This window comes from Vibrio sp. THAF190c (genome assembly GCF_009363355.1).
Lineage (GTDB): Bacteria > Pseudomonadota > Gammaproteobacteria > Enterobacterales > Vibrionaceae > Vibrio > Vibrio fortis_A.
This window is the reverse complement of the sequence record NZ_CP045338.1, coordinates 846,013-866,508: the sequence shown is the minus strand read 5'-3', so window position 1 is coordinate 866,508 and position 20,496 is coordinate 846,013. Positions and strand designations below refer to the sequence as shown.

Below are 20,496 nucleotides of genomic sequence, written 5' to 3'. Positions count from 1 at the left end.
ATTTAATTAGACCCAATTCAAATCAATACTCTATGTCAAATCAATCTCATTTAATGTCGTTCAATATTGAAAAGTGGTGTGCGAATTCGCCGGGGCTCATGACTCAATCGGATTGGCAGACATGGAGTACGACAACGCTGTGGCCTGAAGACACAACCACTAACTTCAAAGCCATTCCTCCTATGATACGCCGCCGCATGAGTTTGCAAAGTAAGCTTGCTGTGCAAACCGCATTGACCTTGCTTGAAGACAACGATATCCATTTCTTAGTCTTTGCAAGCCGTCATGGTGAATTGCACCGAACCGCTACATTGATTCAATCCATTCTCGAAGGTGAAGATGCCTCTCCAATGGCCTTTTCCCAATCAGTGCACAACACAGCAGCTGGGTTGACGACGATTGCCGCTAAGGCCCCGATTCCTCTAAGTTCAATCGCTTCTGGCGTCGACACATTTCATAGTGCATTGATTGAAGCCTATCTCTATTTAAGCCAGTACCCTGAACATAAAGTCATGGTCATCGATTTCGACCAGCCCCTGCCTGAGCTTTACAAAGAGTATGAAACCCAAGTGTATTCTGATTACGCGCTAGGGTTGGTGCTAAGCCAAGGGAGTGCGTATTCTCTCAACAGAGAAACCTCAAATGTTGAGTCACAGGAAACTCCTCTTCCACAAGGTTTGCTATTCCTCCAGCACTACCTAAACAATCAATCAAGCTGGCAAATCTCTGGCAACCGTCAAACTTGGTCGTGGGTTAAGCATTGTGAATAAGCTGAATCAATATTGGCGAGTATTCGCCACAGGACTGTGCTTTTCGATCTTTGGCCTAGGTGGTTTAGTTCTGAGTTTTATCATCCTGCCTCTGTTTGCGATCACCACACCCAATACCATTCAACGTGAGCTCAAAGCGCAACGTTTAATCCGTTTTACGTTTAATGCATTCTGCCGAATCATGAAATTCACCGGTGCCATTGATTACCGAATTGATGGTATCGAGACTCTACAGAAAGATCGCAACTGCATCATTGTTGCCAATCACCCAAGTCTCATTGATTACGTTCTTATCGCATCTCAACTGCCTCAGTGTGATTGCCTAGTTAAGGCCGCGATTTGGGAAAACCCGTTTATGAAACGTATTGTAAAAGCTGCGGGATATATTCCTAATCAAGCGCCTGATGATTTACTTGAACGTTGTGAAGAGCGTTTTTCTCGTGGCAACGTATTACTGGTTTTTCCTGAGGGAACACGAACAACTCCCGGCATCACACCATCTTTACAGCGCGGTGCAGCGCAAATTGCTACTCGAACTGAGACCGATTTACGTGTCATTCACATCACGGTAACTCCTTCATTTCTCACTAAAGAGAAGAAGTGGTACCAAGTTCCTTCGACGAAACCCTTTTTTCATGTCTCAGTCAAAGGTAAAATAGGAGTGACACCCTTTATTGAGAGCTCAAATAATTTAACTTCTGCGGCAAGGCGCTTAAATCGGCACCTTGCGGAAAACATTTTTCCAGAGCAAGAATAATAAGAAGCCTCTCAACACACTTTTGATTTGGGTAAATGTGATTCTATTCGTTCGCATGTACTCGCATTTAATATAGACAAGTAGGCCAAAGTGGAAACATTACATAACGAACTAAAACAGCTGATCATTGATGCTCTGAACCTTGAAGATATGAGCATTGATGAAATTGAAACTGAAGCTCCACTGTTTGGTGATGGTTTGGGTCTAGACTCGATTGATGCGCTTGAGCTTGGCCTAGCAATTAAGAAGAAATACAACATCGTGATTGACGCTGATGATTCAAACACACGTCAGCACTTCGCTTCTGTTGCTAATCTAGCAAACTACATCACATCTCAAACGAACAACTAGAAAGATTTCCTTATGACACAAGCAAACCAACAAGAAGTATTTAATCAGGTTAAAGATGCGCTTATCGAGCTATTCGAGCTAGATGCTGAAGAAATCACACCAGAAGCACACCTTTATCAAGATCTTGACCTTGATAGCATTGATGCTGTGGATCTGGTTGTTCACTTGCAAAATGTAACAGGCAAAAAGATCAAACCTGAAGAGTTCAAAACAGTACGCACCGTGAATGACGTGGTTGAATCTGTCGTTGAACTTCTCAAGGACGCATAGTGCGCCCCCTGCTGACTTTATTGTCGGCACTGATCATCTTCTCCTACCCAATAGCCGTTTACTTTGGGCTCAATAAATTTGGCCTGCAAGCGGTAGGAGGCGTATTGGCCACCGTGTTTCTCGTAAGAATCATGACCGGTGGTCAAGCTAAGATCAAAGAACTTAAACACCTTGCTTGGGTGAGTGGTGGCGCAGGTTTAACGTTACTACTGCTAGGCATGATCTTTAAACAGCACGGTTGGCTCACCTACTATCCGGTTATCGTCAATCTGTGTATGTTCACTGTATTTGTCCTGAGCCTCACTCAACCTCAAACGATTATTGAGCGCCTTGCTCGATTACAAGAGCCAGAACTGCCACAAAGCGGCATCGACTACACAAGAAAGGTGACCAAGGTGTGGTGTGTCTTCTTTGTGCTCAATGGTGCCATCGCACTCTATACTTGTTTCCAATCTCTTGAGTTGTGGACACTTTACAACGGCCTAATCAGTTACCTGCTAGCTGGTGTTTTGTTTGCCGTCGAGTGGATAGTCCGACAACGCGTACGCCAAAGCTAAAATTATGAACCAAAGTCCCCGCTATACTTCTCTCGCTCAGCTATTCCAAGCGGACAGATCTCTAGATTCCGTTATCTGCTTTGATGACAAGTTACAGATCAGCTGGCAAGAATTTCACCATGATGTAGCGAAACTTTGTGGTCTGTTATCCGATTCACCGGCACAACGTACCGCTATTTGTACTCAAGACAGTTACCTATTCACTGTCGCATTTATGGCTTGTGCTTTATCCAGCAAGCAGATTGTGCTGCCGGGTAATTATCAGCCGGAAGCGCTATATGAACTGCGCAGTGAATATGACCTGCTGTTGGTTGATGAAAGTATTCAAGCGGTGAACAACACCAACGTACTGCTCCTATCTAACCAACTCTTTGATACTCAAACGAACGATACCATCAATGAGTCTATCGATCTTGGTGCAGTCAAACTGGTTCTATTCACTTCAGGCTCAAGCGGCACGCCGAAAGCGATACACAAAACACTGCAGCAACTTGATATTGAGATTGCAGAGCTCAGTAAAAACTGGCAATCGATGCTGACAGGCAGCCGTGTTCATAGCACGGTCTCACACCAGCACATCTATGGTTTGTTGTTTCGTATCTTGTGGCCGCTCTGTTCATCCGTACCTTTTTCGCGCTTCAATTTAGAGTATCCAGAGCAGATCGTTTCACATGCCGACTCACAAATGGTATTGGTCAGCAGCCCTGCGCTTTTGAAACGTCTTTCAGAAGAGCAAAGTGCGAAGCCTCTGGTGGGTGTTTTCTCGTCTGGTGGTCCACTTCCATTAGAAGCAGCTCAACAAGCTCGCACTCTATTTGGTGAACTGCCTATCGAAGTTTTTGGCAGCACAGAAACAGGCGGAATCGCCTACCGCCAACAAGTTAATGCTCAAACCCCTTGGCAACTCTTTTCATGCATTAAAGCTGAGTTGAACCAAGAAAATTGCATCAAATTGCTGTCGCCTTATATTGACCGAGACAACTGGTACCAAACGGCTGATGAGTGTGAAATGGTCTCTAACAACCAATTCATTCTTAAAGGACGTACCGATCGAATCATTAAAATTGAAGAAAAACGTATCTCTCTGGTTGAAGTAGAAAAGCGCCTTGAGCAGCTGTCGTGGATTAATGAGTGCGCCGTTATCCCATTTGAAGAACCAAATCGTTTGATTCTTGCCTCTGTTATCGTACTTTCCGATGAGGGAAAACAAATGCTTAACAGTGTCGGTAAAGGCAAGTTTTGGTTACTATTACGCAATGAGCTTAGAAAGTGGCTTGAACCCATTGCGGTACCAAGGCGTTTTAGAGTAGTTGAAGAGATCCCGCTCAATAGCCAAGGAAAGCGACTCACTCCGCAGATAGAACAAATCATAAACGCGCAATAGTTCGCCTTAAGCGACGTCATTAAAACAATAAAGTAAAGCCAGTGTTATGGACAAAAGAAAGCCAACCATCTTACAGATTGAGACCCAAACAACGGAGTCGACACTCACCTTTAAAGTGGACGCCGATTTAACCGACTTTAAAGGCCACTTTAAGGGCTTTCCTATCCTGCCCGGCGTCACTCAGATTGATTGGGCACTCGCCTATGCGATCCAGGAGCTGGCTGTTCCATCTCAATTTAAAGGCATGGAAGTGATCAAGTTCCAAGAGCCCATTTTACCCGATGCGACAGTCACATTGACGTTAAAGTGGGACTCAGACAAACAGAAACTGGCGTTTAGCTACACGTCTGATAACGGCGACTGCACTCACTCATCTGGCAAAATGAAGCTGGGAGAAAAAAGTGAATAGCGTGGCGAGCATTGAAACCAAAACAAGCTACCAAGCCTGTTTTTTGATTCCCTGCTATAACCACGGCTCAACAGTGGCAGCGGTTATTGAATCCCTTAAAAACTATGCACTACCCATTATTTTGGTCGATGACGGGAGCAATACCGAAACCAAGCAGCACCTAAAACCATTGGCTGAGCTTGATGACGTAACTTTGGTGACTCTAATCGAAAACCAAGGCAAAGGCGGCGCAGTCAAAGCGGGAATTGAACGAGCTCAACAGCTGGGTTTCAGCCATGCCATTCAGATTGATGCTGACGGTCAACACGATCTAGAGGCTCTACCTAAACTTCTCGAAAAATCGCAAGCATCGCCTACTCACCTTATTTCTGGGCACCCTATCTATGATGACAGTGTGCCTAAATCACGTCTCTACGGACGTTACGCGACGCATATTTGGGTGTGGATAGAGACCCTGTCTTTCTCAATCAAAGACAGCATGTGTGGCTTCCGAGCCTACCCGATTGCTGCAACGCAAGCTGTACTCAATAAATATGATGTTGGCTCACGCATGGACTTCGATATCGAAGTACTGGTGCGTCTTTACTGGGAAGGTTGCGATATTGATTTTATCGACACTCGCGTTATCTACCCTGAGGGCGGTATCTCGCACTTTGATGCACTGTGGGACAACGTAAAAATCAGCTGGATGCATACTCGACTGTTTTTCGGCATGCTACCACGCGCCCCAAAACTGATTACCCGTCACTTCAATAGAGCAGAAGAGGAAAGCACCAGCAATCAACCCCATTGGTCACGCACTCAAGAGCGCGGAACAGTACTGGGTATCAAACTGCTGTTGATGATCTACACCCTGCTAGGACGCGGTGTCTTCAATCTGATCCTCAAAGGCGTGATGCATTACTACCACCTAACAGGGAAACGTGCACGTGAAGCTTCTGAACATTATCTACATACATTGAAGCTCTATGCTGAGCAGCACAATATTGATCTGCCAAGTAACCTAACCAGCTACCATCATTTGCTTTCGTTTGGTCACACCATGCTGGATAAGCTTGCCGCTTGGAAGGGAGACTTCTCAGTTGAGAACCTAACAATTCACGGCCAAGACCAGTTTGAAAATATGGTCAACAATGAGCAAGGTGTGGTTATCCTAGGCTCTCACCTTGGTAATATCGAACTCTGTCGCGCACTCGGTCGTAGACACTCAAACATTAAGATCAACGCACTGGTCTTTACTGAGCATGCCGAGCGCTTTAATTCGGTAATGAAAGCGGTAAACCCAAACTCTGACTTAAACCTTATTCAAGTCAGCTCAATGGGACCTGATACGGCCATCTTGCTTCAACAGAAGCTTGAGCAAGGCGAGTGGATCGTGATTGTTGGCGATCGTACCTCCACCAGCAAAGAGAGTCGCTCAGTATGGGCGGAGTTTTTAGGACAAGAAGCGCCATTCCCACAAGGACCATTTATGCTTGCTTCTGTTCTTAAAGCGCCCGTATTCCTGCTATTTGGATTGAGAGACGATAGCTGTAAAAAGCCTCACTTTAATGTCTACTTTGAACATTTTAGCGACAAAATAGTCTTACCAAGAAAGACACGTGAACAGACATTGCAAGAAGTGGTGCAGCAATACGCTGACCGACTTCAGCACTACACACTGAAGGCACCCCTTCAGTGGTATAACTTTTTTAATTTTTGGACATTGAGCAATCAGCACCATGACGAAAAAGAATCAAAATAGCATCACATTTGGTGCAGAACGCCTAACGATCGAAGACGTTGTTGCGATCTCTCAAGGTGCTTCAGCTAGCATGAACACCGACCCAGCCTTCACCTCTAAGATTGACCGAGGCGTGGCATTTCTTGAGCGCCTTCTTAAAGAAGAAGGGGTAATTTACGGTGTAACAACTGGCTATGGTGATTCGTGTACCGTTGCTATCCCACCTAACTTAGTGGATGAGTTGCCTCTGCACCTGACTCGTTTTCACGGCTGCGGCCTTGGCGACATACTCACTCATGATCAAGCGCGTGCGGTATTGGCGACACGCCTTTGTTCACTATCCCAAGGCGTGTCAGGGGTTAGCCATGACTTGCTCAACCAAATCGTTACTCTGATCAACAATGACATTGCACCGCGCATTACTCAAGAAGGCTCTGTAGGTGCAAGCGGTGACTTGACGCCACTCTCCTACCTAGCGGCTGCGCTCATTGGCGAACGTGATGTGTTGTACAAGGGTGAAGTGCGACCAACGAGCGATGTATACAACGAACTAGGCATTACACCGATTAAGCTGAAGCCAAAAGAAGGCTTAGCGCTGATGAACGGGACATCGGTAATGACAGCGCTTGCATGTATCGCCTACAAGCGTGCTGAGTACCTATCTCAACTATCGACCAAGATCACCGCCATGGTATCAGTAGGTATGCACGGCAATGACTTCCACTTCGATGAAGCGCTGTTTGCTGTGAAGCCTCATCCAGGCCAGCAACAGGTTGCCGCTTGGTTACGTGATGACTTGCAAGCTGATCGTCCGCCACGCAATAGCGACCGCCTACAAGATCGCTATTCACTGCGCTGCGCACCGCACGTTATTGGTGTAGTGGAAGATTCACTGCCGTGGTTGCGTCAAATGATTGAGAACGAACTCAACAGCGCTAACGACAACCCAATCATTGATGGCGATAACGAGCGTGTATTGCATGGCGGTCACTTCTACGGTGGTCACATCGCAATGGCTATGGATACGTTAAAAACTGCAATCGCTAACCTTGCTGATCTGCTTGACCGTCAAATGGCGCAGTTGATGGATTACAAATTCAACAATGGTCTGCCGTTTAACCTAACGGGTGCTCAAGGTGAGCGTAAGCCAATCAACCACGGCTTTAAAGCAGTTCAGATTGGTATCTCAGCTTGGACGGCAGAAGCGCTAAAACACACTATGCCAGCAAGCGTGTTCTCTCGCTCGACCGAGTGTCATAATCAAGACAAAGTCAGCATGGGCACGATCGCCGCTCGTGATTGCTTGCGAGTACTAGAGCTGACTGAGCAAGTTGCAGCAGCTTCACTCTTAGCAGCAACACAAGCGCTAGAGCTACGTAAGCGTGCCAATGAGCTCGACGAACACCACATGAGTGACAACTTGAAGCAGATCCGTGACCAAGTGATGCAAGAGTTTGAGTTTGTTGTTGAAGATCGCCCATTAGAAAGCGATCTGCGCTTGTTCATCCAGCGTATCCAACAACAGCACTGGACACTGTACTAAGCCGCCTAACTGTATTGACGAAAGAGCCAACTATGTCTGACATCCTTCATCCACTTTCAGCTGAGGTTACCATTGTGACCTCATTCCAAGACGCCGACCCAATGGGCGTTATCTATCATGGCAATTACTTCCGTTTTTTTGAGGAAGCAAGGCGCATCATGATGGACAAGCTAAAGTACAACTACCATGAGATGAAGGACTCAGGCTACATGTGGCCGATCATTGATACTCGTGTGAAGTATGTTAAGGCGATCCCATTCAACCATGAGATTACAGTGACTGCACGACTCACTGAATGGGAAAATCGACTGCGTGTCGACTACGAGATTCATGATGCAAAGACAGGCCAAAGAATGACTCGCGCTCACACTATGCAAGTTGCTGTCGCAATTGAGACAGAAGAGATGTGTTTTGCATCTCCGAGCGCTCTCACCGACAAAGTAGAACACTGGCATCAATACGGTTGCTTGATTGAAGAGCGCTCATTTACTGCTACTAAAGAGAAATCTTGTCATGAATCCGCTTAGCTTTCGTTCGTTGACCTCATTAACAACCTATACCCGAGTGTTGTTGTGCTGCTTTCTGAGCTTGTTCATTACTGCTAATGTTTGGGCTGACTCAGAAGGAGTAGAAGTAAAGACACTTGCTGATTTACAGACAACACTGAGTCACCAATCCATCATTCGTGGCGACTTTATTCAAACTCGCACGATGGAGATGTTCGATCAGCCGCTGTTATCACAGGGTTCCTTTCTGCTTGATAAAGCAAACGGTCTATTGTGGAACCAAGCCACACCATTCCCTGTGCATTTGGTTCTGACTGACAATAAGCTTAGCCAACGCTTTGGTGAGCAACCTGCGCAGGTGATCACCGACAAAGAGAACCCGATGGCATTTTACTTCAGCCATATATTTCTTTCGGTGTTTCATGGCGATACTCAAAAACTGACCGAGCAATTTTCCTTGGATTTTTCACCAAGCGACGCAAATACAAGTTGGACTCTCTCGCTAACGCCAAAACATGCACCAATGAATGCCGTTTTTGAGCGCATTATTTTGCAAGGGAAAAGCGACATTGAACGCATCGAACTCAAGGAGATTCGAGGCGATAGCACGCTAATCGAACTCTCTAACTTCAACCACCAACCACAAAGACTCACGGATGACGAAGCACAGCAGTTCCAACTCTAAATTTGCCTTAACCTGGCTTATCCTCGTCATTTTTTTTAGCGGATTGTTAATCAAACAATTCGCTTTTTCTTCTGCAGTACCGATTGAAACCAATATTCTGAAGTTACTTCCAAAGAATCAGCAAGATCCTTTGGCAGAGCAGGCTTTCCAGCAACTTTCAAACTCAATGAGCGAGCAGGTGCTGTTTTTAGTCTCTTCCGAATCGGCCAAGCAAGCGATCGCTGCTGCTGCAAGTTTTGAAAGTGGTTTAAATCATGACATGTTTGCCAACGAGTCCCCGCTGTTTTCTAAAGTTCAGGGGAAAGTCAGTGCCAATACGCAAAGCCAATGGAGTGATTTCTATTTTCAGCATAGAGCCCAGCTCCTCACAGAACAGCAGAAGCAGACCTTAGAGCATGCGCCAGAGAACCAAGTTCAATACGTGATCCAATCTTTGTACAACCCGTTTTCAGGAGTGACCGCAACAGAGTTGTCACTGGATCCATTTTTACTGTTCCGTGATTACATTGGTGAAGTCGGCAAGACCACCAGTAACTTTACCCTTCAAGAGCACTACCTAACAACGCAGTCCGCAGGGCAAACTCATGTATTGATAACCGCCACTTTGGCTGGGTCTCCATACAGCCTGAGTACGCAAGAAAAACTGCCGCTAATAGAGTCGATTGAGCAAAATATCGAGAAAGAGTTCGGTGTTGAAATTTCCCATACTGGCGTAGTGTTTTATGCCGACTATGGGACCAAGAGTGCAAAATCTGAAATCAATACCATTGGTCTTGGCTCCTTAGCCGGGATCATAATTCTGATTTGGGTGACATTCCGCAGCGCCCTTCCCCTCGCCTTGTCATTAATCTCTATCGGCACTGGATTGTTAGTTGCGTTGGCTAGCACGGTCGCTATTTTTGGCCAAGTGCACCTATTCAGTTTGGTGTTTGGCGCGAGCTTAATCGGTGTCTCTATTGATTACTCTTTCCACTACCTTACCGACAGGTTGGTCGCAGGGTCTCGCTGGCAAAGTGATAAGGGGTTGCAACATATTTTAATGGCGATAAGTCTAGGCTTAGTGACTAGCTTAATCGGCTACTTAGGATTACTGATTGCCCCGTTTCCTGGTCTACAACAACTGGCGATGTTCTCGTCTATTGGCCTATTTGCTGCCTACGCGACTGTAGTTTGTTGGTATCCGCTGTTAGCTAAACGACCAAGTAAAGACCGACCGCTACCTTTGGCTTCTCTACTGAATTCATGGCTTCAGCTTTGGAACAAACCAGCCCTGCGCTACGCATTGCCAACACTCATTGCCGCGGCCAGCATCGTCGCATTGACCCAGATTCAATACGATGATGACATTCGTCAGTTGCAGGCAATGCCCGATACACTAAAGGCGCAAGAGCAAACCATCACATCAGTATCGGGGATTGGCAGCAGTCAATCGATGCTATTGGTGACCGCTGGTAACAATCAAGCGCTGCTTAAATCACTGCAACGCCTTGGAGGTAAGCTGGATCAACTGGTCAGCAATGGGACTCTTTCTGGTTATCGAAGTATCCACCAGCTCCTGCCGACGACTCATGAACAGAAGCTCAACTATCAACTGGTCAGTGAGTTGTATCGAAATCAAAGCCAATCTCTGCAAAGCGGATTGGGCTGGGCAAGCTTTCCTGAACTCCCTGCGTATCAAGAGATCACGGTGACCAACTTCTTACGTTCACCAGTGTCAGAACCCATGCGTTCATTGTGGCTTGAGCCAATCAATGGTCAACAAGCCGCAATCGTGCTGCTCCAAGACATTCATGACTCGCAGCGTTTTGACGCGTGGTTAAACAGTAAAGAGACTCAGCTTTTAGGCATTAAGTACCTCAACAAAGCGGATGAAATCTCTTCACTATTTTCTGAGTATCGAGTCAAAGTACTGGAGCTACTGCTGGTAGCACTGGCTGGTATTGGGCTAGTTCTAGGTTGGCGCTATGGTCCTAAAAGAGCCATCATCATGCTACTACCATCTATCATTGCCGGAGCTGCAGGGCTTGGCGTTACTGCTGCTGTCGGCTCAAGCATCAATCTCTTCAATCTACTCGGCCTAATTCTGATCTTAGGTATAGCTATCGATTACACCCTATTCTTTGCAGAGCAAAGGAGATCGCTTGGCACCCTACTCGCGATATCGCTCTCTGGGATTACCACTCTCCTCTCTTTTGGATTGTTATCCCTAAGCCAGACTCACGCTATTCATAGTTTTGGTGTCACGGTGCTCACGGGTATATTTGTGGCTTGGTTACTGTCTCCAATGGCGATAGGAACTGAAGGTAATCTGGCGAAAAGAAGGACAAAATAATGGTTCTACCGCATCTTAAAACATGGCGATATGCGATGAAACTCGGGGCAACCTTTATACTGGCTATCACTTTTAGTGCTTGCTCTCTTGGTCCGCAGAATACTCGCCAAGCCATGGTCACTATTGACGAAAGCACACAAGTTGCGCTTCCTAAGCCCATACAGCTCGGCTATGAATTAACGGCGAGCCAATTGATTGCGGCGAGCTGGGGTGAAACACAACAACAGCTACCGGTACAACTGCAAGTTAATCAAAACAAGGTAGTACTCGCAGGGTTCTCCTCTTGGGGCACCCGAATTTTATCTCTTCAGTATCAAGATGATACAATCGAGACGCAGGTATTAACCGGGCTAGATGACACCCTACCAGCACCAGAACAAGTACTGTTCAATCTCATGCTAACGCTATGGCCAATCGAGGCATGGCAGAATTCGATGAGCGACATAGGTTGGCACATTGTTGAAACAGCCAACCAGCGTGTCGTATACGATGGGAACAACACACCTATCATCGAAATCCGCTACTTTGCGACAGATGAACAACAGAAAGTAGAGGGAGACATTGTGTTTGAACATCTCACACAGGGTTATCGCATCAATATCCAAACCCTAAGCTCAAACCTAACCACTCCAGCAACGAAGAACGAAACACTATGACGATTTACATTCATGCTTGTGGTTTTCACTCCGCTTTGGGAGCCAATCACGACGAGATTCATCAGCGCTTACAAAGCGGTCTAGGCTCTAATATGGTGGAAGCACTCGACGTGTTAAATGATGGGCAGCCAACTATCGTCGGGCGAGTTGAAGGTGAGCTTCCAAGCATCCGCGCACCTTTTGAGGCTTACAACTCGCGTAACAACCGTCTTGCCTTATCTGCTTTATCGCAAATAGAGTCAGAGATCGAGCAAGCTAAAGCCAAATATGGCCATGAGCGAATTGCCGTTGTCATAGGGACAAGTACATCCGGCATTTCAGATGGCGAACTCGCTTTCACTGAGAAGTTAGAAAATGAACAATTTCCTCAGTCATTCCACTATTCCAAACAAGAGCTCGGCAATATCAGCGAGTTCGTAAGCCACTATTACGATCTGCAAGGTCCAAACTACGCTATCTCTACCGCCTGCTCTTCAAGTGGGCGCGTGTTTTTGAGTGCTAAGAGACTACTCAACTCAGGCATGGTCGATGCTGTCATTGTTGGCGGTGTCGACACCCTATGCAAACTAACCTTAAACGGCTTTCATGGCTTGGAAGCATTATCTAACGAGCATTGCCAACCGTTCAGTGCTCAGCGTAAAGGTATCAATATAGGCGAGGCAGCGGCCTTCATGTTGCTGAGCAAAGAGACACCGAAACAGCCATCCGTCGCGCTGCTCGGTTGCGGCGATAGCTCTGACGCTCACCATATTTCAGCTCCACACCCAGAGGGCAATGGTGCAGAGCAAGCAATGCTAAAAGCACTCAGTGATGCCGAGCTAAAGCCAGAACAGATTGGCTATGTCAATGCCCATGGCACAGCAACGCCACTCAATGACTCTATGGAAAGTAAAGCTATCTCACGCGTCTTTCCAAACAAGGTACCAGTGAGTTCAACCAAGCCACTGACAGGTCACACTCTCGGGGCGGCCAGTGCAGTAGAGGCAGCCATCGCATGGCATATCCTTAATTTCGATTTATCGCTTCCCTTACAAAAATGTCAGGATAAAGCTGAAGATATCGATATTGATTTGGTAGACTGTTGCCAAAAGCTCAAATCAAAAAACATCTTAAGCAACTCGTTTGCCTTTGGTGGAAATAACATTAGCCTGATTTTTGGTGTAGTAAATGACTAATATACCTTCGGTAGACCAACTTCTTCCCCATGATGATCCGATGATTCTTATCGATAGAGCGATCAAGATTGAAGAACAAGCGATTCACTGCCAGGTGGATATTGGTGAACATCATCTATTCTACGATTCAGAATCTCAAACTATGCCTGCTTATGTAGGTATTGAGTTTATGGCGCAGTCTGTCGCTGCATGGTCTGGATATCATGCATTGAATCAAGGCGAGCAGCCTCCCATCGGTTTTCTTTTAGGTTCGCGTCGATACAAGTCGCTTTGCGACCATTTTACTAAGGGTCAAACCTTAGATATCTATGCAGAACAATTGATGGAAAATAGCGGCATGGCGGTGTTCACAGCAAAAGTGGAGCACCAAGGTGAGTTGGTGGCTCAATGCCAACTCAATGTTTACGTGCCAACAGAAAAAAAATTACAAGAAATGAAAACGAGGAGCCAGTCATGACTCGCCAAGTATTAGTCACCGGTGCCAGCAAGGGTATTGGTAAGGCCATTGCTATTCAACTTGCCAAAGATGGCTTTCACATTGCCGTTCACTACATGGGTGACAAGCAGGGTGCTCAAGAAACTCTAGAGCAAATTGAATCAGAAGGAGGCTCAGGCCGCCTGATTCAGTTTGATATCAGTAACCGTGCACAGTGCCGAGAGACACTTGAAGCAGATATTGCCGAGCACGGTGCTTACTACGGCGTAGTAAATAATGCGGGAATTACTCGTGACACGGCTTTCCCTGCTATGACAGAAGAAGAGTGGGATGGCGTTATCCATACCAACCTAGATAGCTTCTACAACGTACTTCACCCTTGTGTGATGCCGATGGTTCAAAAGCGCAAAGGTGGTCGAATTGTCACTCTAGCATCTGTATCTGGCATCATGGGTAACCGCGGTCAAACTAACTACAGTGCAGCGAAAGCGGGTGTTATTGGTGCAACCAAATCGCTAGCGCTAGAACTGGCAAAACGCAAAATTACCGTTAACTGTGTCGCACCGGGTCTGATTGATACAGGTATGGTTGATGAACATGTGAAAGAGCACGCGCTACCACAAGTTCCATTACGCCGCATGGGCGAGCCGGAAGAAGTCGCGGGCTTAGTGAGCTACCTAATGTCTGATATTGCCGCTTATGTCACTCGTCAGGTGATCTCGGTAAATGGAGGTTTAGTATGACCCGCCGTGTAGTAGTAACGGGGATGTCAGGTGTTACAGCCTTTGGCAACAACTGGCAAGAAATAGAACCAAAACTAAAAGCGTGCGAGAACGCGACTCAGTACATGCCAAGCTTTGAGCAGTATGATGGTCTCAATACCAAACTCGCTGCGCCGATTGACGATTTCCAACTGCCTAAACACTACAAGCGTAAGCAAGTACGTGGCATGGGTCGTGTATCCCGCCTAGCAACGGTAGCGACCGAGAACGCGCTTGAGCAAGCTGGCTTAATTGGCCATGACGTATTAACCAACGGTGAAACTGGCATTGCTTACGGCTCTTCAACCGGCAGCACTGATGCGGTTGGTGCTTTTGGTGTCATGCTCAACGAGAAATCGACACGAGCAATTACAGCAACCACATACGTACAGATGATGCCGCACACTGCTGCGGTGAACGTAGGTCTGTTCTTTGGCCTACGAGGCCGCGTGATTCCTACCAGCAGCGCATGCACGTCCGGAAGCCAAGCCATCGGTTACGCTTATGAAGCGATCAAACATGGCTACCAAACTGTGATGGTCGCTGGTGGTGGTGAAGAGCTTTGCCCAACAGAATCTGCGGTGTTCGATACCCTTTTTGCAACCAGTTTGAAAAACGACACACCAAAGAAATCGCCAAGCCCATACGACAGTGAGCGCGATGGTCTGGTAATTGGTGAAGGTGCAGGTACTCTGATCCTTGAAGAGTACGAGCATGCGGTAGCACGTGGCGCTAAGATTTATGCTGAAATCATCGGCTTTGCGAGCAACTGTGATGCCGCCCACGTGACCCAGCCTCAAATGGAAACCATGCAGATCTGTATGGAAAAAGCCCTTAAAGATGCAGATCTTGCTGCAGACAAAATTGGTTATGTTTCAGCACACGGCACCGCGACAGAGAAAGGTGACATTGCCGAGAGTAACGCGACCGCGAACATCTTTGGTGAAGTGCCCATCAGTTCACTCAAGAGTTACTTTGGCCATACGCTTGGCGCATGCGGTGCGATTGAAGCTTGGCTCAGCTTAGAGATGATGCACGGTGGTTGGTTCAGTCCAACGCTTAACCTTGAGAATGTAGATGAACAGTGCGGTAAACTTGATTACATCACGGGTCAAGGTCGCGAGTTAGATGTTGATTACCTGATGAGCAACAACTTTGCCTTCGGTGGTATCAACACCTCTATCATCTTTAAGAAAATCTAGGTTCGATAATGAAGAATGCATTAATCCTATTCGCTGTAGCGCTACTGGCTGGTTGTAGCGCACCTAAATACTCTGGAAACGCCCTGCCAGAAGCAAATAACATTGAAAACATCACCATTGTAGAAGATACCAAGACGCGCACTGTGTTTCTTGATTCCATGCTCGACTGGTGTTTAAACAACCAAGTGAAATGTAAGGTTGTCGCAGACGGCTCTGAACACAAACCAGAAGAAGTCACACTAGACTATGTCTCTCGCTGGAGCTGGGACTTTAGAACCTTCGTTGCAGACGCAAAGATCTCGGCTTATCAAGGCCAAGAGCGCGTGGGTAACGTTGAGTTTAAAGCGCCAAATAGTGCCAACTTATCTAAGTTCGGCGACGATATGGAACGCATCAAAGCGATGATGGACATCTTATTTGATAAGAAGACGGCTCAAGAAGCGACTCAAATGATTGCCGATGAGAAACTGTAATTTTAAAAGTTTCAGTTAAACAAAAAGGGTCAGTAACCAAGTTACTGACCCTTTTTTGAATCTAGCAATCGCTCAATTAAGCGTTAGCTTCACGCTCTGCGATGAACTCAAGAGCCATCTTGATGCGAGCGATTACGCGCTCTTTACCAACAAGCTCCATCACAGCATCAACAGAAGGAGACTGACCGCCACCTGTTACTGCTACGCGAAGTGGCATACCGATTTTACCCATGCCGATCTCTAGCTCTTCACATACTGCAGCAATCACACCGTCTTTGATGTTTGCTGTTGTGAACTCTTCAAGTGCTTCAACTTTAGCAAGAGCAAGCTCTAGTGGGCCTTTAGCAACACCACGTAGGTGCTTCTTCGCTGCACCCGCTTCAAACTCAGAGAAATCTTCGTAGAAGTAACGAGATTGCTCAGCAAGTTCGATAAGCGTGTTACAACGCTCGCCTACTAGCTTGATCACTTCAGTGATAGCTGGGCCATTGGCTGTATCGATCTTCTGCTCGTCTAGGTGCCATTGCAGGTATTTTGCAACGTACTCAGGCTCAGAAGTCTTGATGTAGTGGTTGTTCAACCAAAGTAGCTTTTCAGTGTTGAATGCAGACGCAGACTTGCTGATTGCATCTAGGCTGAATAGGTTAATCATCTCTTCTTGAGAGAAGATCTCTTGGTCACCGTGAGACCAACCTAAACGTACTAGGTAGTTGTTTAGTGCGTTTGGCAGGTAACCTTCATCGCGGTATTGCATTACTGATACAGCGCCGTGACGCTTAGACAGTTTCGCACCGTCATCACCTAGGATCATTGCACAGTGAGCGAACGTTGGAACTGGCGCGCCTAGTGCTTCATAGATGTTGATTTGACGAGGTGTGTTGTTGATGTGGTCTTCACCACGAACAACGTGTGTGATACCCATGTCCCAGTCATCCACTACTACTACGAAGTTGTAAGTAGGAGCGCCGTCTGTACGACGAATGATTAGGTCATCAAGTTGGCTGTTAGCGATTTCGATGCGACCACGAATTTGGTCATCAAATACTACGCTGCCCTCTTTCGGGTTGCGGAAACGGATAACGCACGCATCACCTTCTTTTGCTGCTGCGTTCGCTGCAACAACTTTAGGGTGGTTTGCATCGTAGCGAGCCATCTCTTTGTTTGCTTCTTGCTCTGCACGAATTTCATCAAGCAGCTCTTTAGACGCGTAACATTTGTACGCTTTGTCTTCAGCAAGTAGCTTATCAACCATTTCGTTGTAACGATCAAAACGCTTAGATTGGAAGTAAGGGCCTTCGTCCCACTCCATACCCATCCATTGCATGCCCTCTAGAATTGCATCTACCGCTTCTTGAGAGTTACGCTCCAAGTCTGTGTCTTCGATACGTAGAACGAATTCACCGCCTTGGTTTTTAGCGAATAGCCAAGAGTAAAGTGCAGTACGTGCACCACCAACGTGAAGATAGCCAGTTGGGCTAGGAGCAAAACGAGTTTTAACCGTCATTTAAATACCTTGATTGTGTAGGTGATCAGTTCAGTGTCTGGTGGATAGAGCGCTATTCACCAGTCCTAAAATTTGGGCGCTATTTTATCACTCCCATCCAATTCTACAATCGGTAGTGAGCGATAAATACTCGGTTCTTAATAGAAACCTTGCCTCCAAGTTGAGTCATTATAGCAACAGACGCCCACTTCCACGTTTCAGTTAGCTCTTCTCAACAACATTTTAAGAAATAATGTTGACCTTCCCCTTACGGTAAGGTTTATGTTTAGCCATAGATGAGAATTGGAGTATCACTATGAACCATTACATGACCCCACTGAGCGGCTTAAACTGCATGGGTTGCGCGAAAAAAGTGCGTAATCTACTCGGTGACGTTGAAAATACCAACATCAACGACCTGTCTCCTACTTATATTGATGTAGTTACACCTTTAAACTACCGCGAGATTTCAGAGCAAATCGGTACGCTAGGTTACTCAATTGGTCATCAGTGGCACCTATCTCTGTCTGGCTTGAGCTGTGGCAAATGCGTCAACAAGCTCACAATAGCTCTGCAAGAACACCCGCAGATTAGCTCATTCAATGTTTCTAAAACAGAACTGACACTAACCACCCTGCTTTCTGAGGATGAGGTTATCGAGTGTGTAGAGTCAGTTGGTTATCAAGCAAGCCCGTATTCAGAAGATGCGGAAAGCGTTGAAGATAGAAAAGAAGCCAACTCAGAGAATATTCCGGTTCTGGATGCATCAGAGCAAGCACACTCTTATCACCTAGTTTTACAGGGCATGACCTGCGCTAGCTGTGTCTCTTCAGTCGAAAAAGCGCTTAAGTCCGTCGCTCATATCGAACGAGTCCAAGTCAACCTCGCCGAGCAAACCGCGCTCGTCTTTAGTTCGAGCAGCCGTGATCAGATAGAACAACCGCTTCTGCAAGCCGTAAAAGATGCAGGCTATCAAGCGGACTTTGTTGAAGATGCGCAAACTCAGCAAGAACAGCAGCAACGACAGCATGCAAAACTGCAGCGATCGTTGCTGATCAACTCGATCTCAGCGCTAGCTCTAGGTGTACCTATGATGGCATGGGGTGTATTCGGCGGTAGCATGATGATCGAAAACACCAATGACCAGATCGGTTGGGGCTTGATGGGTTTCATCTGCTTGGTACTGCTCGCGACCTCGGGTCGACAGTTCTTTATCAATGCGTGGCAATCTTTGCAGCATAAACGAGCAACAATGGACTCTTTGGTCGCGCTCGGCACTGGTGCTGCATGGTTGTATTCAATGTTGGTCGTCATCGCACCGAGCTGGTTCCCTCAAGCATCGCGTCATGTCTATTTTGAAGCGAGCGCAATGATCATCGGTCTTATCTCTCTAGGTCACTATATTGAGGCCAAAGCTAAGGCTCGCACAACTCAATCGTTGCAGGCGCTGATCAACCTACAGCCTCAACAAGCGACCGTGATTATTGATGGCAAAGAGCAGCCTATTGCCGTAGAAGCTATTGAAGTCGGTATGCAGATCCGCGTTAAACCCGGTGAAAAAATGCCGATTGATGGTGTAGTTATCTCAGGCGAATCTTATGTCGATGAGTCGATGCTTACTGGCGAACCTCTACCGAACATTAAGAAAGTTGCCGATAAGGTATCAGCAGGCACCATTAATGGTGATGGCACCCTTGTAATAGAAACGACGGGTACGGGCTCGAGCACCATGCTTGCTCGTATTATTCAGATGGTTCGCCAAGCACAGAGTACCAAACCAGCGATTGCCAAACTGGCCGACTCTATTTCCGCGGTATTTGTACCTGTTGTTGTCGCTATTGCCGCCATTGCAGCCGGTATTTGGTTTATTTTCGGTCCTGAGCCAAGCGCAAGCTATATGTTGGTTGTCTCAACCACCGTACTGATCATTGCTTGCCCATGTGCGCTTGGGTTAGCGACGCCTCTGTCAGTTACCGTAGGCGTAGGTAAAGCCGCTGAGCTTGGCATACTGATTAAAGATGCCGATGTACTGCAATCTGCAAGCAAGGTCGATGCGGTAGTTTTCGATAAAACCGGAACATTGACTGAAGGTAAACCTCAAGTACAACAAGTCTTTAGTTACGACATCAATGCAACAGACCTAATGACTCTCGCCTACTCCCTAGAAGTTGCTTCTGAGCACCCACTTGGTAAAGCGATCTGTCAGCACGCGCAGTCTTTAAATCTTGATATCCAGCCAACGTCAGAGTTTGAAAACCTACGCGGCCAAGGCATAAAGGCTAAGATTGATGACCAATTGGTACAAGTGGGATCGCTAAGCTTTATGAAGAACCTCGGTATCCAACTTGATATTGCTATGAGTGCGATTGAAGCGTGCAACAAAGCTGCGTGGACCCCTATTTTTGTCTCGCAAAACAATCAACTTAAAGGCATTATCGGCGTCTCTGACACATTGAAAAGCGACAGCAAATTAGCGATTCAACAATTACAAGATCGTGGCGTTCATACTGTGCTGCTTACTGGTGACAACCAATCGGTCGCTCAAGCGATTGGCGCTCAATTAGGAATTGATGATGTCATCTCCGACGTATTACCAGACCAAAAAGCGGAACATATCGTGAAGCTGCAACAGCGCTATAATCAAGTTGCTATGGTTGGCGATGGTATTAATGACGCCCCTGCACTTGCTCAAGCCGATGTTGGTATCGCAATGGGCAGCGGCAGTGACGTAGCCATCGAAAGTGCTCAAATGACACTGCTTAATTCGTCACCGGTTTCAGTCAACAACGCTATTGAGTTGTCGCAGGCCACGGTGAAGAACATGAAACAAAACCTATTTGGGGCATTTGTTTACAACTCGCTAGGCATTCCAATTGCTGCGGGTGTGCTTTATCCATTTTTCGGGTTCTTATTGAGCCCAGTGGTAGCGGGAGCAGCGATGGCTCTCTCTTCCATAACCGTTGTAAGTAACGCAAACCGCTTACGACTATTTAAAACCACAGATAATAAAAACCAATAAGATT

At 46.6% G+C, this 20,496-nt stretch carries 20 protein-coding genes; 19 read left to right on the top strand and 1 reads right to left on the bottom strand.

Annotated elements, in window-relative coordinates:
• The first annotated feature begins 32 nt into the window (after positions 1-32).
• From FIV04_RS03940 to FIV04_RS03855, 18 genes are all read left to right on the top strand, one after another.
• The gene (locus FIV04_RS03940) at positions 33-770 is read left to right on the top strand and encodes a beta-ketoacyl synthase chain length factor (RefSeq protein ID WP_152468319.1); all 738 of its coding nucleotides are present in this window, start codon (positions 33-35) and stop codon (positions 768-770) included.
• Entirely contained in the window at positions 763-1,527 is a 765-nt protein-coding gene (locus FIV04_RS03935; protein WP_152468318.1) for a 1-acyl-sn-glycerol-3-phosphate acyltransferase, read from the top strand. The genes FIV04_RS03940 and FIV04_RS03935 overlap by 8 nt, the downstream gene beginning before the upstream one ends.
• Positions 1,528-1,617: 90 nt before the next feature.
• Positions 1,618-1,878 (top strand): phosphopantetheine-binding protein, encoded by a 261-nt coding sequence (locus tag FIV04_RS03930; RefSeq protein ID WP_032550101.1) that lies wholly within the window; start codon positions 1,618-1,620, stop codon positions 1,876-1,878.
• 12 nt (positions 1,879-1,890) lie between these two features.
• Entirely contained in the window at positions 1,891-2,148 is a 258-nt protein-coding gene (locus FIV04_RS03925) for an acyl carrier protein (RefSeq protein ID WP_032550100.1), read from the top strand.
• Complete coding sequence (locus FIV04_RS03920; RefSeq protein ID WP_152468317.1) at positions 2,148-2,705, top strand: septation protein IspZ; 558 nt, start codon at positions 2,148-2,150, stop codon at positions 2,703-2,705. Before FIV04_RS03925 ends, FIV04_RS03920 begins: the two co-directional genes overlap by 1 nt.
• 4 nt (positions 2,706-2,709) lie before the next feature.
• On the top strand, positions 2,710-4,089 hold the full coding sequence (locus tag FIV04_RS03915; protein ID WP_152468316.1) for an AMP-binding protein: 1,380 nt from the start codon (positions 2,710-2,712) through the stop codon (positions 4,087-4,089).
• Between the two features lie 46 nt (positions 4,090-4,135).
• Positions 4,136-4,498, top strand: a complete 363-nt coding sequence (locus FIV04_RS03910; RefSeq protein WP_152468315.1) for a 3-hydroxyacyl-ACP dehydratase — start codon at positions 4,136-4,138, stop codon at positions 4,496-4,498.
• Positions 4,491-6,242, top strand: a complete 1,752-nt coding sequence (locus FIV04_RS03905; RefSeq protein ID WP_152468314.1) for a glycosyltransferase — start codon at positions 4,491-4,493, stop codon at positions 6,240-6,242. The genes FIV04_RS03910 and FIV04_RS03905 overlap by 8 nt, the downstream gene beginning before the upstream one ends.
• Positions 6,220-7,764, top strand: coding sequence for a histidine ammonia-lyase (gene hutH, locus FIV04_RS03900; protein ID WP_152468313.1), 1,545 nt, complete (start codon positions 6,220-6,222; stop codon positions 7,762-7,764). The genes FIV04_RS03905 and hutH overlap by 23 nt, the downstream gene beginning before the upstream one ends.
• Before the next feature lie 32 nt (positions 7,765-7,796).
• On the top strand, positions 7,797-8,291 hold the full coding sequence (locus FIV04_RS03895; RefSeq protein WP_152468312.1) for a thioesterase family protein: 495 nt from the start codon (positions 7,797-7,799) through the stop codon (positions 8,289-8,291).
• Entirely contained in the window at positions 8,278-8,955 is a 678-nt protein-coding gene (locus tag FIV04_RS03890) for an outer membrane lipoprotein carrier protein LolA (protein ID WP_152468311.1), read from the top strand. Before FIV04_RS03895 ends, FIV04_RS03890 begins: the two co-directional genes overlap by 14 nt.
• Entirely contained in the window at positions 8,927-11,287 is a 2,361-nt protein-coding gene (locus tag FIV04_RS03885; protein ID WP_152468310.1) for an MMPL family transporter, read from the top strand. The genes FIV04_RS03890 and FIV04_RS03885 overlap by 29 nt, the downstream gene beginning before the upstream one ends.
• A 35-nt stretch (positions 11,288-11,322) precedes the next feature.
• Positions 11,323-11,943 (top strand): DUF3261 domain-containing protein, encoded by a 621-nt coding sequence (locus FIV04_RS03880; protein ID WP_152469523.1) that lies wholly within the window; start codon positions 11,323-11,325, stop codon positions 11,941-11,943.
• Positions 11,940-13,118: a beta-ketoacyl-[acyl-carrier-protein] synthase family protein gene (locus FIV04_RS03875; protein ID WP_152468309.1), complete on the top strand. Its 1,179-nt coding sequence runs from the start codon at positions 11,940-11,942 to the stop codon at positions 13,116-13,118. The genes FIV04_RS03880 and FIV04_RS03875 overlap by 4 nt, the downstream gene beginning before the upstream one ends.
• On the top strand, positions 13,111-13,575 hold the full coding sequence (locus tag FIV04_RS03870; protein ID WP_152468308.1) for a hotdog family protein: 465 nt from the start codon (positions 13,111-13,113) through the stop codon (positions 13,573-13,575). Before FIV04_RS03875 ends, FIV04_RS03870 begins: the two co-directional genes overlap by 8 nt.
• Positions 13,572-14,297 (top strand): 3-ketoacyl-ACP reductase FabG2, encoded by a 726-nt coding sequence (locus FIV04_RS03865; RefSeq protein WP_150895573.1) that lies wholly within the window; start codon positions 13,572-13,574, stop codon positions 14,295-14,297. Before FIV04_RS03870 ends, FIV04_RS03865 begins: the two co-directional genes overlap by 4 nt.
• Positions 14,294-15,517, top strand: coding sequence for a beta-ketoacyl-ACP synthase (locus tag FIV04_RS03860; protein ID WP_152468307.1), 1,224 nt, complete (start codon positions 14,294-14,296; stop codon positions 15,515-15,517). Before FIV04_RS03865 ends, FIV04_RS03860 begins: the two co-directional genes overlap by 4 nt.
• Positions 15,518-15,525: 8 nt before the next feature.
• A complete protein-coding gene (locus tag FIV04_RS03855; RefSeq protein WP_152468306.1) occupies positions 15,526-15,990 on the top strand; it encodes an Sbal_3080 family lipoprotein in 465 nt (154 codons plus the stop codon).
• A 76-nt stretch (positions 15,991-16,066) separates the two neighbouring features.
• On the opposite strand, the gene gltX is transcribed toward FIV04_RS03855, so the two are convergent.
• Positions 16,067-17,494, bottom strand: a complete 1,428-nt coding sequence (gene gltX, locus FIV04_RS03850; RefSeq protein ID WP_032550085.1) for a glutamate--tRNA ligase — start codon at positions 17,492-17,494, stop codon at positions 16,067-16,069.
• A 295-nt stretch (positions 17,495-17,789) separates the two neighbouring features.
• Between gltX and FIV04_RS03845 the strand changes: the two genes are divergently transcribed.
• Positions 17,790-20,492 (top strand): heavy metal translocating P-type ATPase, encoded by a 2,703-nt coding sequence (locus FIV04_RS03845; protein ID WP_152468305.1) that lies wholly within the window; start codon positions 17,790-17,792, stop codon positions 20,490-20,492.
• Positions 20,493-20,496: the final 4 nt, after the last annotated feature.

What these genes read in the sequence shown, in the direction of transcription:
- FIV04_RS03915 (WP_152468316.1), top strand. Translation starts at nt 2,710, where the DNA reads ATGAACCAAAGTCCCCGCTATACTTCTCTCGCTCAGCTATTCCAAGCG.
- FIV04_RS03890 (WP_152468311.1), top strand. Translation starts at nt 8,278, where the DNA reads ATGAATCCGCTTAGCTTTCGTTCGTTGACCTCATTAACAACCTATACC.
- FIV04_RS03855 (WP_152468306.1), top strand. Translation starts at nt 15,526, where the DNA reads ATGAAGAATGCATTAATCCTATTCGCTGTAGCGCTACTGGCTGGTTGT.
- FIV04_RS03910 (WP_152468315.1), top strand. Translation starts at nt 4,136, where the DNA reads ATGGACAAAAGAAAGCCAACCATCTTACAGATTGAGACCCAAACAACG.
- FIV04_RS03860 (WP_152468307.1), top strand. Translation starts at nt 14,294, where the DNA reads ATGACCCGCCGTGTAGTAGTAACGGGGATGTCAGGTGTTACAGCCTTT.
- hutH (WP_152468313.1), top strand. Translation starts at nt 6,220, where the DNA reads ATGACGAAAAAGAATCAAAATAGCATCACATTTGGTGCAGAACGCCTA.
- FIV04_RS03870 (WP_152468308.1), top strand. Translation starts at nt 13,111, where the DNA reads ATGACTAATATACCTTCGGTAGACCAACTTCTTCCCCATGATGATCCG.
- FIV04_RS03895 (WP_152468312.1), top strand. Translation starts at nt 7,797, where the DNA reads ATGTCTGACATCCTTCATCCACTTTCAGCTGAGGTTACCATTGTGACC.
- FIV04_RS03880 (WP_152469523.1), top strand. Translation starts at nt 11,323, where the DNA reads ATGAAACTCGGGGCAACCTTTATACTGGCTATCACTTTTAGTGCTTGC.
- FIV04_RS03940 (WP_152468319.1), top strand. Translation starts at nt 33, where the DNA reads ATGTCAAATCAATCTCATTTAATGTCGTTCAATATTGAAAAGTGGTGT.
- FIV04_RS03865 (WP_150895573.1), top strand. Translation starts at nt 13,572, where the DNA reads ATGACTCGCCAAGTATTAGTCACCGGTGCCAGCAAGGGTATTGGTAAG.
- gltX (WP_032550085.1), bottom strand. Translation starts at nt 17,494, where the DNA reads ATGACGGTTAAAACTCGTTTTGCTCCTAGCCCAACTGGCTATCTTCAC.
- FIV04_RS03925 (WP_032550100.1), top strand. Translation starts at nt 1,891, where the DNA reads ATGACACAAGCAAACCAACAAGAAGTATTTAATCAGGTTAAAGATGCG.
- FIV04_RS03875 (WP_152468309.1), top strand. Translation starts at nt 11,940, where the DNA reads ATGACGATTTACATTCATGCTTGTGGTTTTCACTCCGCTTTGGGAGCC.
- FIV04_RS03885 (WP_152468310.1), top strand. Translation starts at nt 8,927, where the DNA reads ATGACGAAGCACAGCAGTTCCAACTCTAAATTTGCCTTAACCTGGCTT.
- FIV04_RS03845 (WP_152468305.1), top strand. Translation starts at nt 17,790, where the DNA reads ATGAACCATTACATGACCCCACTGAGCGGCTTAAACTGCATGGGTTGC.